The sequence below is a fragment of the Bradyrhizobium sp. NAS80.1 genome, assembly GCF_001908205.1.
Lineage (GTDB): Bacteria > Pseudomonadota > Alphaproteobacteria > Rhizobiales > Xanthobacteraceae > Bradyrhizobium.
Genome location: NZ_LGHL01000145.1, coordinates 18651 through 32400, shown reverse-complemented (window position 1 = coordinate 32400; position 13750 = coordinate 18651). Strand labels below are relative to the sequence as shown.

13 protein-coding genes and 3 pseudogenes are annotated in these 13750 nt (G+C 57.3%); 5 read left to right on the top strand and 11 right to left on the bottom strand.

Features of this window, described 5'->3' with window-relative positions:
• The 4 genes and pseudogenes from AC629_RS30280 to AC629_RS30265 form a co-directional block, all read left to right on the top strand.
• A pseudogene (locus AC629_RS30280) lies at positions 1 to 200 on the top strand (DDE-type integrase/transposase/recombinase); the annotation flags it as partial.
• 578 nt (positions 201 to 778) lie between these two features.
• Positions 779 to 1495 carry a response regulator gene (locus tag AC629_RS30275; protein ID WP_074123539.1) on the top strand — a complete coding sequence of 239 codons (717 nt, stop codon included), beginning with the start codon at positions 779 to 781 and terminating at the stop codon, positions 1493 to 1495.
• Positions 1492 to 2939, top strand: a pseudogene (locus AC629_RS30270) (type II and III secretion system protein family protein). Before AC629_RS30275 ends, AC629_RS30270 begins: the two are co-directional and overlap by 4 nt.
• Positions 2940 to 2948: 9 nt before the next feature.
• On the top strand, positions 2949 to 3581 hold the full coding sequence (locus tag AC629_RS30265; RefSeq protein WP_084808496.1) for a CpaD family pilus assembly lipoprotein: 633 nt from the start codon (positions 2949 to 2951) through the stop codon (positions 3579 to 3581).
• Positions 3582 to 3779: 198 nt separating this feature from the next.
• Here AC629_RS30265 and AC629_RS30260 read toward each other — a convergent pair whose 3' ends face one another.
• From AC629_RS30260 to AC629_RS47160, 11 genes and pseudogenes are all read right to left on the bottom strand, one after another.
• Entirely contained in the window at positions 3780 to 4817 is a 1038-nt protein-coding gene (locus AC629_RS30260; RefSeq protein ID WP_084808495.1) for an EscU/YscU/HrcU family type III secretion system export apparatus switch protein, read from the bottom strand.
• Entirely contained in the window at positions 4814 to 5629 is an 816-nt protein-coding gene (gene sctT, locus AC629_RS30255) for a type III secretion system export apparatus subunit SctT (RefSeq protein WP_074123542.1), read from the bottom strand. Before sctT ends, AC629_RS30260 begins: the two co-directional genes overlap by 4 nt.
• Before the next feature lie 260 nt (positions 5630 to 5889).
• Entirely contained in the window at positions 5890 to 6165 is a 276-nt protein-coding gene (locus AC629_RS30250) for an EscS/YscS/HrcS family type III secretion system export apparatus protein (RefSeq protein ID WP_084808494.1), read from the bottom strand.
• Position 6166: 1 nt separating this feature from the next.
• A complete protein-coding gene (gene sctR / locus AC629_RS30245) occupies positions 6167 to 6832 on the bottom strand; it encodes a type III secretion system export apparatus subunit SctR (RefSeq protein ID WP_084808493.1) in 666 nt (221 codons plus the stop codon).
• Entirely contained in the window at positions 6825 to 7937 is a 1113-nt protein-coding gene (sctQ, locus tag AC629_RS30240) for a type III secretion system cytoplasmic ring protein SctQ (protein ID WP_245332043.1), read from the bottom strand. Before sctQ ends, sctR begins: the two co-directional genes overlap by 8 nt.
• Positions 7937 to 8488: a hypothetical protein gene (locus tag AC629_RS30235; RefSeq protein WP_084808500.1), complete on the bottom strand. Its 552-nt coding sequence runs from the start codon at positions 8486 to 8488 to the stop codon at positions 7937 to 7939. The genes sctQ and AC629_RS30235 overlap by 1 nt, the downstream gene beginning before the upstream one ends.
• Positions 8464 to 9820, bottom strand: a pseudogene (gene sctN, locus AC629_RS30230) (type III secretion system ATPase SctN). Before sctN ends, AC629_RS30235 begins: the two are co-directional and overlap by 25 nt.
• Entirely contained in the window at positions 9817 to 10440 is a 624-nt protein-coding gene (gene sctL, locus AC629_RS30225) for a type III secretion system stator protein SctL (protein WP_084808492.1), read from the bottom strand. The pseudogene sctN and the gene sctL overlap by 4 nt, the downstream one beginning before the upstream one ends.
• On the bottom strand, positions 10437 to 11069 hold the full coding sequence (locus tag AC629_RS30220; RefSeq protein WP_283848207.1) for a nodulation protein NolU: 633 nt from the start codon (positions 11067 to 11069) through the stop codon (positions 10437 to 10439). The genes sctL and AC629_RS30220 overlap by 4 nt, the downstream gene beginning before the upstream one ends.
• A gap of 10 nt (positions 11070 to 11079) precedes the next feature.
• Positions 11080 to 11946 (bottom strand): type III secretion system inner membrane ring lipoprotein SctJ, encoded by an 867-nt coding sequence (gene sctJ / locus AC629_RS30215; RefSeq protein WP_084808490.1) that lies wholly within the window; start codon positions 11944 to 11946, stop codon positions 11080 to 11082.
• Between the two features lie 10 nt (positions 11947 to 11956).
• The gene (locus tag AC629_RS47160; protein ID WP_168195612.1) at positions 11957 to 12439 is read right to left on the bottom strand and encodes a nodulation protein NolB; all 483 of its coding nucleotides are present in this window, start codon (positions 12437 to 12439) and stop codon (positions 11957 to 11959) included.
• Between the two features lie 245 nt (positions 12440 to 12684).
• Between AC629_RS47160 and AC629_RS30205 the strand changes: the two genes are divergently transcribed.
• Positions 12685 to 13320, top strand: coding sequence for a nodulation protein NolW (locus tag AC629_RS30205; RefSeq protein ID WP_283848206.1), 636 nt, complete (start codon positions 12685 to 12687; stop codon positions 13318 to 13320).
• Positions 13321 to 13750: the final 430 nt, after the last annotated feature.

The window sequence follows — 13750 nt, the reverse complement described above, 5'->3', positions numbered from 1 at the left end:
CGGCCTATGTGGTGATCAAGGCCGCGGACGAGTTCAAGGACAAGACCACCGCCATCAATCAGCTTTGGCAGACCGACTTCACCTACCTCAAGATCACCGGCTGGGGCTGGTATTATCTGTCGACCGTGCTCGACGACTTCTCGCGCGACATTGTGGCCTGGAGATTGGGGCCGACGATGTGCGCCTCCGACCTCACGGCTATCGCCCTGCGCCGGCGATTCGATTACTGCGGCTCCCCGATCTGGCCGATGTGGAACGCGGACGAGAGGCCCGAACCAGTGATCCAACAAGACGGCCTGAGTCCATAGCCGCAGACCTCGGACGCACGATTCGGGCTGCGGCCCCCAACTAGCGCATCAGCGACGATGCTCGAGGTTCTGTTATCCGACGCTTCACACTGAAGCATCGGAGCGTTGCTACCTCTCCATTTGGTATTGCTTGTGATGGACGGGAATCCATTGCTTGACGTCATCGACTTGCGCCGAAGCCGCGGTTGTTCGGTGATCCTCATCCTGCACGCCTACTCAGTGCATCGCGCTACGAGCCATTCGCAAGTTGGATACCTATCATAAAAACAATGGATTTTGCCGATCTTACCTGAAGCCCCATAAGTCATCACCGTTCTCTAGAAGGAGCAATCAGGAGCTCGTGCGATTCGATTCTCCCTTCAGTCAGCTGCTCGCCAACCCGACCTGCTCGAGCACGTGGTGGTTTCACCGGAGTTCGTTGTCGATCGTAATGCGCTCAGGTCTTGGCGCAGTCGTACGATAGGCGATGAATGCGAATTCTCCTGGTAGATCGCGATGCGGCCTTTGTGCGAGCCGCCAAGGAAACGCTGTTGGTTCGCGGTTTTGCAGTTGACGTAATCCACACCCTTGACGAAGCGGAGACCGCGATAGGTTGCGCCAGCTATCACATTCTCTTGCTCGAATTGGTTCTGCCGGATGGAAATGGGTTGGACTGGCTGAAACAGTTGAGACGCGAAGGATGTTCGATGCCCGCCATGATGATGAGCAGCCTCAACGATCTCGGCACCCGGATTGCGATATTCAATGGTGGTGCCGACGATTTCCTGCCTAAGCCGGTGTCTCTCGATGAGCTCGTTGCTCGCATGCGCGCCATCTTGCGACGATCGATGCAAATGACGGCACCTGTCGTTACCTTCGGCAACCTAAATTTCGATCCGATCGGCCGGCAAGTCTCAGTTGGCGGTAGCCCTTTAAGAATTGCGCGCCGCGAAGTCTGTATTCTTGAACATCTGCTCAGCCGAGCAGGCCGCACCGTGCCGCGAGCGTCACTGGAGGAAGGCCTCTATGCGTTTGACGACGAAGTCTCGACCAATGCCTTAGAAGTCGCGATCTATCGCTTGCGCACACATTTGAGCAAGTCGGGCGCGACGCTACGGGTCAAAACCGCGCGCGGCGTCGGCTACGCGCTTGAACTGAAGAGCGATCCGCTGCCTAGCCGATCAAACTTGAAAACGAAGCTCCCTTGAAGTCCACGCTTGATCCTTGTAGCAGAACACGGCCGAGCGCCGTCACGTCTGCCATTTTGCCGTATCTTCTGTATGCCCTTTGTACGGTCGCTCTCGTATGTCCCCTCACCGCCGCCGCTCAGATAAGGCGGGATGCTAGTCAGGGGGCGCCCCGCGCGACGGCTGACAGCCTTAACGGAACCTTGAATCTTTCCTCCTCTCAGGGCAAGACCGTTCATCTTCCGGCGCCCGCGGCCAGCATATTTGTTGCCGACCCGACGATAGCCGACTACCAGGCGCCGTCGAACACGACCATCTTCGTCTTTGGAAAAACGCCGGGACGGACCAGTCTGTTCGCATTGAACGACAATGGAGAGGCATTAGCCGAGTTTCGTGTTGTCGTCACCCAACCTGTCGAGGATCTGCGTGCCGCGCTGAAGGCCGAGCTCGGAGACTATGCGATCCAAGTCACCTATACGCCGCGCGGCGCTATTCTTAGCGGGACAGCGCCCAGTGCCGACGTCGTCGAGCGCGCCAAGAAGATGACCGAGCAGTTTCTGGGTGCGGGCGCGCTGGTCGTCAATAAGGTTCAGGTGGCCGGATCATTACAGGTTAATCTGAGCGTGCGCGTGGCCGAGGTCTCGCGCAGCGCCATGAAGGAGCTTGGTCTCAGCCTCTCTGCATCGGGTCAAAACGGCGCGGTCGTTTTCGGATTTAGCAGTGGCAAACCTGGCGGTTCCGGTGCGAGTCAGGGCGGCGGCACGGCAAGTATCGGATTTGGCGTTGGCAGTCTGAACGTCAGTGCTGTTCTTGACGCACTCGCCAACGAGCACCTCGCGTCAGTACTGGCGGAACCAAATCTTACCGCGATGTCCGGCGAACCAGCAAGTTTCCTGGCAGGCGGCGAATTTCCAATTCCGGTCATGCAGGACAATCGGCAAGTCTCGGTTCAATTCCGTCAATTCGGAATCAGCCTCGAGTTCGTTCCGACTGTTCTCAGCAACAATCAGATCAATATCCGGGTGAAGCCTGAAGTCAGCGAGTTATCGAAAGAAGGTGAAGTCAGCATCAACGGAATGTCTCTGCCAGGTCTCTCCACACGACGTGCCAGTACTGTCGTCGAGCTTGCCAGCGGTCAAAGCTTTGCAATCGGAGGACTGATCAGGCGCAATTTCAACACCGACATCAGCACGTTTCCTGGGCTAGGCGATGTCCCGATCCTGGGTGCGCTGTTTCGGTCCTCCTCCTTTCAGAAGCAGGAGACGGAGCTCGTCATCATTGTTACCCCCTACATCGTAAGGCCAGCATCGTCAGCGGGCAAGATAAGCGCGCCGACTGACCGGATCCGACCGCCCTCAGACGCGGGGCGCACTTTGACGAATACGTTGGCAAGTCCGCCGCGAGGCCGCACCCTCTCCGCACCGAACCAGGCGCGAGTGGCGGAGCCGGCTTTATTATCAAATGAGGATCGCGAATGAGCTTGCGAAACCTGGGCCACCTGATCGCTATTGCGACAACCGTAGGCGGATGCACTCATGATGCTGCGATCTATTCTGGGCGGACTGAGCAAGCGATCCAGGTGGAGCAGAAGACCAGTGTCTTGGTACTACAGAGGCTTCGTCGGGCCGAGAGGTATGGTCTGCGGGATTTCGTTGCGAACGCCAGCCGAGGTCGGCGGGATGCACTCCATATGGACGTCAGTGGCTCACCTCGGCTCGTTGCTGAAGTGGCCCATGAGGCCCGCGCGATGGGCGTTCCCCCTTATAATATTCGCCTATCAGCTTCGCCGGTAGGTCTGCCTTCCCATTTCGGCGTCCGAGTCGAGGCAATCATCTACGAAGCACATCCTCCGCTCTGTCCATCCTTTTCAATCGTCGGCCCTTCAGTGGACGACAATTCTTTTAATCCAACGCTTGGCTGCTCTACCCGGAGTAACCTTGGAGTCATGCTCAACGATCCCGGCGACTTGTTGGAGAATAAAGCTGTCATGCCAACCGGCGGTGATCGTGCGGTAGCTCCCCTTACCGCACGCGGAAGCCTCACGCCGGGCAACAAGAGCAACTCGGAAGATGACAATCACACCAGGGTTTCGCCAGAAGCCCAATGAGCGGGCTCGTGCCCCGAGGTTAGAATGAGCATCAGGTGACGCCGTCGCGATTCCGATAATCTTGCGCTAAACGGATGAGCCGCCACAGCAGCCACCGTTTCCTCGTGTTAGTTTCAGATCGCGCCGCGTGCAAGCCAGACCAGTGATTTGGGTCTTGTCTTGACTGAAACGGCCCGAGCGCATCGACTTTGCGCGAAGCTAGGCCAGGCCTCCGGCAAAGACCGCCCGAGCAACTCTCTCAAAACACTCCATCGGCACGGCCTTCCCCATCGTAGCCTTTCGGACCAGCTGCCGCGTTAAAACGGGGTCCTGGATAACGCTCAGATGCAACGCCCGCGCCTGATCAAGCAACCGCGACGCAGATTCACCCTCGCCGCGGCACACCAATACCGGAACTCCGGTCTCCCCACGAATGTAGCGCAGCCCGATCAATGCCGCCGGGCCTGTCAGTATTAATGTGGCGCGCTGGATGCCGAGCGGCGCCTCGTTCACCGACTCGCGACGGAGCCGACGGTGTTCACCCCTTATCTGCGGATTGCCTTCCTGTTCCTTAGTTTCGCGCTTTGCTTCGCTGTGTGTCATGCGCATGTCACGCGTAAATAACCAGCGCTGAATTAGCAGATCGGTCAAGCCGCCGATCAGAAAGGCACCGGCAGCGATCTCGATCACGAATTTGAACGCTTTGAAGACAAAACCAAAACAACCCAAACCGCAGATAGGCAAGTATACCAGTGCCTTCCAACTCGCGGTTGCGGTGAAAAAAAGAGTTACGCCGAGAACGAACACCTTGATCAGCGACTTACCAAGCTCGACAAGCGATCTCTGAGAGAAAAGCCGTTTCAGCCCTTTGATAGGATCCAATTTTTCAAGGCTTGGTTTCAGCGGCTCCACCGAGAACGTCAGCCCACCAGTCGCCAAGAAACTGGCGAGGATGCCAGCACCCACGGCCGCTCCGATGATTGGGGCAACGCTGATCATCGAAAGTTCGATCAACCCGACCAATGCCTGCTGAACCGCGCTATTGAATGGCTGCCCCTGCAACTTGTCGACGAGCTGCACCCCTTCATGCCATGCGACTTCGATCGCGCCCGCTTTGAGGCATAGGCAGCTGAACCCCGCGCAGATGCTGAGCGCGCTCACAAAGTCAGCGCTGCGCGGGACCTGTCCTTTCTTGCGCGCCTGACGTAGCTTCTTAGGAGTTGGCGGAAGCTTCTTCTCTTCGCCCGAGTCGTTCATTTGAAGAATTTCTCGAGCCACTCCAGCACGCCGTAGAACTGGATAATCTCCGCTTCCATATATTCAATGAGGAAGACGGCGTAGCTGACCATGACGACGCCAAAGGCGATATTCTTTATGATGGCGGAGAGATCGTTCAGCTTGATCTGCGGGGCAAAGCGCCCGAGCAATAGGAGAGATACCTCAATCAGGAGCAGCGGAGCCAGCACGGGTCCCGAGACCAGCAGGGTCGTGTGCATGATATGATCGAGAACCGCTACAAATTCCATTGCGCCTTGGAGGCTCAGTGAAGGTAGTAGCCGATACACAGGCCAGATCAGATAGCTGCCATAGAGGCATTTGACCATCGTCTGCAGACCTCCGGAGAGAACGAAAATTGTAACCGCAGCAGTGCCAAGAAAAAGACCGGTGGCCGAGGCTTGGCTGCGTGTCGCAGGATCGTCGAGCTGGTTCGAAACACCTCGCTGGCTGTCGATGATCTCGCCAACTGCCTGTATGCTCCATAAGGGTATACTCAGTAACATCCCGAAAAGCAGGCCGATAAATATCTCCTTGAGACCGAGGAGAGCGACGGCGATCATACGGGTGGCCGGATCTAGCGTTTGCAGGCCGGCCTTTATGTGCGCAAGGCATGGCAGTCCAATCACGATCGTCAAGCTCGCGCGGATCATCCCGCTAATGTGCGGACGCGTAAATACGGGAAGCACCAACATAATGCCAAGGGCCCGGGCCGCACCAAGGCCGGCTGCAACGACGAACTCGAGCGCTGTCTGGATTAAAGTTAGTGTCTCGGTAGGTGACAAGCCATTCATTTGAGGTGCTAGTACGCTTCAGCCAATCCAAGCAGCTCCGCTCGCTGCGCCATGACGTTTGACGTGACAAGGCCGGAGACGATCGGCGGCGCCGTAGCCCTTTACGAGAGCACCGGCCGGACCGCGGTCCTGCGCCAACTTTCCTCATACTCTAATGCTTGAGGCTACCGCTCGATAAGCTTACGAACTCCCTGTTAGTCGTTCAGCGGTGATGCCGATGGGCGGTTTTTTTCTCCAAGAACTTACCCTCGCATTCCGCACTAATACCTCGATGTGAGAGCGGGGAACTCAGCGAAAATCTGCTGGGCTTGTTCGATAAGGGGAGCGCTCAGCACTGGGGAAAATAGAACGAGCACGGCGACGACGACGAGGAGTTTCACGGTAAGAGGCAAGGTTTGATCCTGGAGCTGCGTTGCCGCTTGGATGATGCCAACACCCAATCCGGCCACAAGAGCTGCTAGGAGTGGTGGCAAAACCCAGATCATGAATAGGACGAGGGATCGGCTCAGATGAGCGAGAATGCTGGCTTCGTCCATACTAACCTCCGGAGGTGGCGTAACTTAAGACCAACCCATGCATGAGCCGCGACCATCCGTCGATCGTGACGAACAGAAAGAGCTTAAAAGGAACAGATATCATTGTGGGCGACACCATTGACATGCCCATGGCCATCAAGATCGTCGTTACGATCAGATCAATCGTGATGAATGGAAGATAGAGTAGGAATCCGATTTCAAAGGCACGCTTAAGTTCCGAGATCAGAAAGGACGGTACAAGGATCGCAAAATCATCCGCTGTCGCCTTGCCGCGCATCTCCTCTGACCAGACATGTTCTGTGGAAGAGAGGAAAAACGTGCGCTGCTCCTCAGAGGTGAACTTTTGCAGGTGAGCGCGCAGCGGCTCGCTCCCCTCCTTGGCGGCTGTCGCCCAGTCATCGAGAGTTTGGTAGTGAAGTTGCGGGTCGGTAACGCGGTTGTAAATCTGCTCAAACACTGGAGCACCAATGAAGACGGTAAGAATCAATGCAGCACCATACAGAACGATGTTCGGAGGTATGGACTGGGTCCCGAGCGCGTTACGCACGAGGAAGAGAACGACGGATACCTTTAAGAACGCGGTCGTTGTAACGACTGCGAAAGCCAGCAGACCGAGACCGACTGTAAGTGCAAGAAGCGCAAGGACGCTCGGCTGAATGTCAGTCATTGACCGCCAACCTGCCACGTAGCCTGATAGCCAATTCCTCGCCGACACGCACGATGTCGCCATGACCGATCAATCGGCCATTGGCAACAATGTCGACCGGACCGTCAAGGGAGCGGCCAAGCTCGAACACATGCCCTTCGTTGATATTTCTCAACGTACCCAGCGGAATAGGCCAGCGGCCGCATTCGAACACAAGCGTAATCTCAATACTGTCAACGTCAGTTTCCGAGAGCGAGGTCGATGGCTGTGCTTGGGCTCGTGTCGTCATAAATGCACTCTTCAAAGGGTGTGGTTGCAGGCGGAACGGCCCCCGCAGTATCAGCCTGTCGTCAGCAACCTCGGCCGGGGCCCACAATTTGCCGGCGGTGAGGATGACCTGGCCGCGTGCAAGGGGAATGACGTCCGGCACCAGCGCATCTCCAGCTTGTGCTTGGCGAACTAGCCCAACGGGCACGCACAGCGAGCCAATCTCTTCGGCAACCATGATAGGCAATTCCGGAAAAAGCTTGCGCATCTGTCGGGGCAATTGGCCAAGCAACTCGCCTAACGCGCTGAATGCAGGCGCAACCGGACCGTCAAGAGACGAGAATAGGAAAAGGCGCGCCTTGCTCGTGAGCGACCCGTAGTCGATGTCGAGTTCCAGATAATGGCCTTGCGTCATTGCTTCGTCGACGCGGATAACTTGCAAATCCCGTGCTAACAAGTTCTCTAGTTGTGCGAGCCACGGTTCCAGCGCAAATTCGAGGACGAGAGAGCGGGCTGGATCCGAAGGTAGACTAAGGCCATGCTGCACTGTCGAGATCAGTGCCTCCACCAGCGGGCGGGCCAACGACAGGACGGCCTTTTCGGCTCCGACGCGAAATAAGCAGTCAAGCATGGACGCGGCCGGTGGCTGTGCCTGCCAGACAAGCCGGTTCATACGCATCGATACCTGCATATCGCCAAGGCGGCTCTTCAGAACCGTGCGTCGAGCGGCGATCTCATTCAGCCACGAGACCACGGCATGCGACAATCTTACCGGGGGATCGAATAGTGCGGGTTCACCCTTATCCGCACTCATTTCCACTGAACCGGAAGTTCGCTCCGGCATACGAGAAGCAGCCATTAGATTGAATCGCCGGGGATTGAATCGCCGGCCGCCTGACTGCGCAATCCGCTCTTATGCCGGAGCAAGACCTCATCGTCCGTTTCGATTTCAGCTGCGAACTCCGCACGAGCATTGGTCCTGCGCTGAACATCGCTCTCAATCTGCTGCCATTTCCGGCTCGCCGCCGACCGCTTGGCCCACACAGCCCGCATCTCAACCACCGCGGCCTGGGCGTGCTCTTGAGCGATGTGCGCCTGCTCAAGCGCCTGACGCGCCAATGCGATCTCGGCCGTGAGACGCCCAATGACGAGATGGCACCGACGATCGAGTTCGGTGACGCACATCGTATCAGACGATGCCAGTTCCAGATAAAGTTCAGCTTCGAGACTTGCGCGGCGTTTCTCGGCGCTTGCAAGATTCTTGGAGGCTCGCTCCACCGATTCAACCGCGATCTGGCGTTTGGCTTCCATATCGGATAATAGGCGAAGCGCGCTTCGCTCCCTCATGTCCTTCACGAACCGCAGTTTCGACGCTTGGATAGGATTCACTCGGTCAGAAGCGACATCCATGTGACGGTCTCCTCAAAAGTGGACGACTCATCCTGCCCCTGACGCAAGAAATTCCGCAACTCCTCGATTGAGGCGATTGCTCGGTCACTCAGCGGATCCCCCCCCTTGCTTGTATTCACCGACGTTGATTAAGAACTCGGCTTCATCATAGCGCGAGAGTAGATCTCGAAAGAAGGAGGCGGCCTTGCGATGTGGCACAGAGACGACCGCATCCATCACGCGACTTCGGCTCGATAGCACGTCGATGGCGGGGAAATGCTCTCGCGAGGCGAGTGCGCGTGAAAGGATGATATGACCATCGAGAATACCGCGTGACTCTTCGGCGATTGGATCGCCTGTGCCGTCACCTTCGACAAGCACGGTATAGAAGGCCGTGATCGAGCCGTTCTCGCCCATACCGGCACGCTCCAATAGACCCGGCAGCAGCGCAAAGACGGAGGGAGGGAAGCCGCGCCGCGTCGGAGGTTCTCCCGCGGCAAGGCCTATTTCACGCATCGCGCGGCTAAAGCGCGTCAGCGAATCCATTACGAGAACGACACGCAGTCCCTGATCACGAAAGTACTCGGCGACAGCCGTCGCCATATGAGCACATTGGGCACGCTCCATTGCTGACCGGTCGGAAGTCTCAACGACAGCGATCGTACGACCGATCGCATCGCCAATATGGCGCTCAATGAATTCACGCACCTCACGTCCGCGCTCTCCTATAAGCGCAACTACGATCACGTCGGCGGCCGCGCCTTTGACAATTTGCGACATCAGCGTCGACTTGCCGCAACCAGCGTCTCCATAGATCCCGATCCGCTGACCTTCGCCACACGTCAGAAGTCCGTCTAGCACGCGGACACCGAGTGGAAAGGGCCGCTCAATGCCACGCCGCCTCATGGGGTTGGGTGCCCTGCCGCGAAGGGGACGAGTGTGAATCGTCTTTATTGGACCCTTCCCGTCGAGCGGACGGCCGAAGCTATCAATGACACGGCCAAGCAAATCGGGACCGACTGAAACTTCCTGCATTCGCCCGGTCGGCACCACTTCCGCGCGGTTAGACAGACCTACCATGTCGCCAATTGGCGTGAGTAATACCCCGTCGGGCAGCAGACCGATAACTTCCGCCTCAAGTGACCATCCCGTATTGTGATCCTGCAACAGACACAGTTCCCCAACACGGGCCCCCGGCAACACGGCATGGACCAAGGTGCCGACGGCCTTTGTGATCCGTCCGCGCAAGGCACGCGTATCGACATTCTTTGCTGTAGATCTCAAAGATGATAACGCCGCGTGCACAGCTCCTTCACCAGCCCCACCGACATGGCTTGTTTGTTGCGTGGTCACGGTTCGCCTTCCTGAGAAGACGGCCCAAGGCCCAGTCGCAATGTGCGGAGCTGCGCGGCAAGTCCTAGATCGACATTGCCTAACTCACTCCACAACACGCACTGATCCGGCGTCAGAGCTGGGTCCGAGTCAATTCGAACTTTCGGTCGACCATGCGTTCCGTCGAACGCTGCAAACTCACGTATCAGCGCATCGGCGTTCACAGGAGACACATGTAGACACACTTCCGCGCTGCCATATCTTTGCTCGATGGCGTGACGAACGGACTTCACTAACATCTCGCCCGGATCGAAGGAGCCGACCAGGTCGTCTAAGATCTCCATGACGAGCCGTGGCAACTCCTGTTCTAGCACGGCTTTTCGCCGCGCCACCTCACAAGCAACCCGGGCAACCAGCCGCGCCATTTCGTCTGAGCCTGCCTTCAGGCCTTCGGAGTGGCCGCGCGCCCGCTCGCGCTGATAAGCTTTCCTTGCCCAGCTGCGAACCTGCTGTAGATACTGCGCTGCTAGCGCGCGCGTCTGTACCGCATCGTACCAGATCCCAAGTTCCGACGCTGGTATGAGTGGACCCAGCGGACGTATCTGCGGGCGTTCTGGCAATGCTAGGTCATCCCAGGTCATGCGGGCCCTGTCTCCGCGGCCAGATGAGCCATCACCAGAGACAGCAATTGGCCTGCGGCCTTGTGGTGTTCGGCGGTTGGGCGCTCCGCGGCGGTCCCGACGGGCAAACAGAGAAGCACGCGCGCGCGGTCAAGTTCCGACGCTTGTTGGAGCCAAGCGCCAAGGCAGGCATATCCGTCATGTTCAATCCCTCGCGAAAGTTGCTCTGGATCGACAATCGCTTCGGTTGCGACGGCACTGGATAGGTATCGAATAGCGAAAGAATGTGCTTCTGCACCGATATTTCCGATCAGAGGAGCAAGATCATGCTTTGACACCAACTTCAGCACCGAACGGGCATGCCAGATACTGCCGGCAAGTAGTGCCACGTGGCGCGGATCATGCCCCAGCAGAACACCCCTTCCCCAGTTACTTCCGTTCGAGACCAGTTCACTGCCTAGCAGTAAACCGGCTAGCCTTTCCTGCAGTCTGGGCGTTTTCTGCAACTGCAGCAGTGTGGAAGGCGACAGCGACGCATCAAGGCGCGCGGCAAAACGACTTGGATGGATCAAAGCAGTAAACTCGCGCGGGCGAACGGAGTGTGGGCTGAGTGAACGATTTGGTTCTGTGGATGTCATCAATACGGCCACTGCGTTCCGCCTATCTCGAATCCGAGTTTAGCTTTTCGCCGTCGGTTTGGACCGCGCGCGTACTCGCGCCTGCGCCGAGATTTGCCACCTTCCGAAAAGATTGACCGAGCTGGCGCACACGTGCGCTCAGCAGGACGTAAGATAGGACGCCGAACGCGGCGCCGGCCCCTCCGATACCAACCGCAAGAATGGGATCCGACACGAACTTGCCTGATTGACCCGAAGCAGCTGCCGGCGCAGACGACAGCTCATATTGAGCCCGCTCAACCGGCACGAACACGACCGCTACCTTGTCATATGATAGCCCTTCTATGCTGTTGGCGACGAGCATCTTGATCTGGGGTAGCAAAGCTGAGAGCTTCGCATTGGAATCATGTCGGATAAAGACCGAAGCCGAGGACGGCGTAGCATCTTGTCGCAAAAGGTCATTCTTCGGCAGAACAACGTGCACACGAGCGGAAAGAACCCCATCGATATCGTTTATCGTGCGCGACAACTCTTCGCTTAAAGCATAAACGTAGCGGGCGCGCTCCTCAACCGGGGAGGCAACCAGTCCCGATCCCCTGAACACCTCCCCAAGGCTCTTGAAAGATTGGCGCGGCAAGCCCTGGTCATTCAGCAGGTTGATCGAAAAGGCAAGTTGCTTTGCTTCGACTTGAATCGTGCTGGTACCATCCTTAGCGACAACACGGACGGCATCGACACCCTTGCTAAGGAGAAGAGCAAGCATCTCGTTGGCTTCGCGCTCCTGAACTTTAGTATAGAGATCGGCCTTGCAACCGGCCAACGAGAGCAGAAGGGGAAATAGAACAAAAACATGAAACCACCTTGCCGCCAGCGCGCCGCTACCTTTCTTTCTCTGGGCCAAAACAGCCATCAACGCCCGCTTAGCCCGCTGATAGCAGCTTGTTCAGAGATGAACTTACGGCACCGGCGCTCTTGGAGACGAGCGAAACCTGAATGACACCATCGTAAGCACCCCGCAGATTCCCCAGCGCCGATTGGAAATGATCCACGTCTTCCGGCTTGCCGACGGCGGCCGGCCCAAACTCGAGTTTCTTCGGACTAGCCGGCTCGCCACCGACAGCCGAAGGAAGTGCACTCGCAGGAAAAGGCTTGCCTCGGTGCATTGTAAAAAGATTCTGAAGGACGCGGTCGCCAAGCGGGCTTGAGTGCGTGACGGCACGTTGAACTTCCGAAACTGGCGGAGCCAACACGCTACCACTCACCGAAGAGGCCGCATCGTGGTTCGAAGCCGTCTGTGCAAGACTCTCGTGAAACCTTGCCTGCGCTGATGAACAGGGCTCGGAAAGACATTCTGCAGGGTTGGCAGAGATCGGTATAAGACCAAACTTCGTGGATAAAATCATTGCTCTCACATGATGAGATTAGCTGTTCGTTGCCGTCGACGGCCCAGCACCCTTAGAGAAGCGAGCTGACAAAAAGCTGACAAGAATCACAAACACCGTCATTAAATTGCGCTTGGCTTCCAATTTGCGACGAATTTTCGACTTCAACTTTTCGGACCCTCAGGCGCCAAACACCGTTGATCCACATACGAGCCACGAGGCTGCACATCTTGAAGACAGTTCTATATGCTGGAGTTTTCATTTTCTTGGGTCTCGTTAGGACGCTCGGCGCTCCCCTGTCGCTGCCATCGACGCCCTATAGTTACACGGTTCTGGATCAGGACCTCGCGGCCGCACTGCAGGAATTCGGCAACAATCTGAATATCCGAGTCAATGTCAGCCCCGAGGTGAAGGGACGGATTCGGGGGCGGATGCCGGATCTCGCACCGCGAGAGTTCCTCGAACGTTTGACTGGTCTCTACAATCTTCAATGGTACTACGATGGACTTGTGCTCTACGTATCCGACGCGCACGAGGCGCAAAGCCGTCTGCTTGTCTTGAATCCGATCACTTTGAATGCGTTCAAGTCAGCACTGGATTCGCTTGACATCTCCGACGAGCGCTACGTCGTGAGAGCCGCACCGGGAGATGGTCTCGTCTTCGCTTCCGGCCCGCCCCGGTTTATCGCGCTCGTGGACGAAACGCTCAAAGGCCTAGTGGCGGAGGCACAGGCGCGGCCAAACCTCACAACCATGGAAAAGCCGGCGCACGAGTCGGTTTTGATGTTGTTTCGAGGAGCTTCAAGTACGGTCATTCGTGGTGGACGACCTGAGGGCCCTCTTTCATCCGCGGCGCCGCAACAAGACAGCGTGGTTCACGCGCCTGCTCCAGGTCAGAGATAAGTTGCCCCCCCGGGTTGACATGCGAAGGAGCTCAGTGCGCTCGCCGTATGCTCTGTCAGCCTTTCGGAGCTAATGCTGGGTGCATCAGAGCGCGAATGCTAACGCAACACTATCGACGATTTCAACGTCGCCGGCTGCTGATAGGGATGCTCGGAATCCATGTCATCCAGGGGAAGACCGCGTGGTTATTCAGATCGTGAACTCAGCGCCGGTCGCTGCCGGCAGACGGCTCTGATTCCACCACGCTGGATGGAGCCGACACTAACAGTCCTGTGGCGGAGGCGCTGGCGTACCGACGGTCCAGCTGATCGGCCATGGGACGCCGCGAAATCATGCAGGCGTTTTTGCGCGAACCGGCGAATGCGAGTGATCCACCGAGTTCTTGATGCTACCGATGTGCCGCGGCAGGATGCGCGCGACTGAGTGCAAT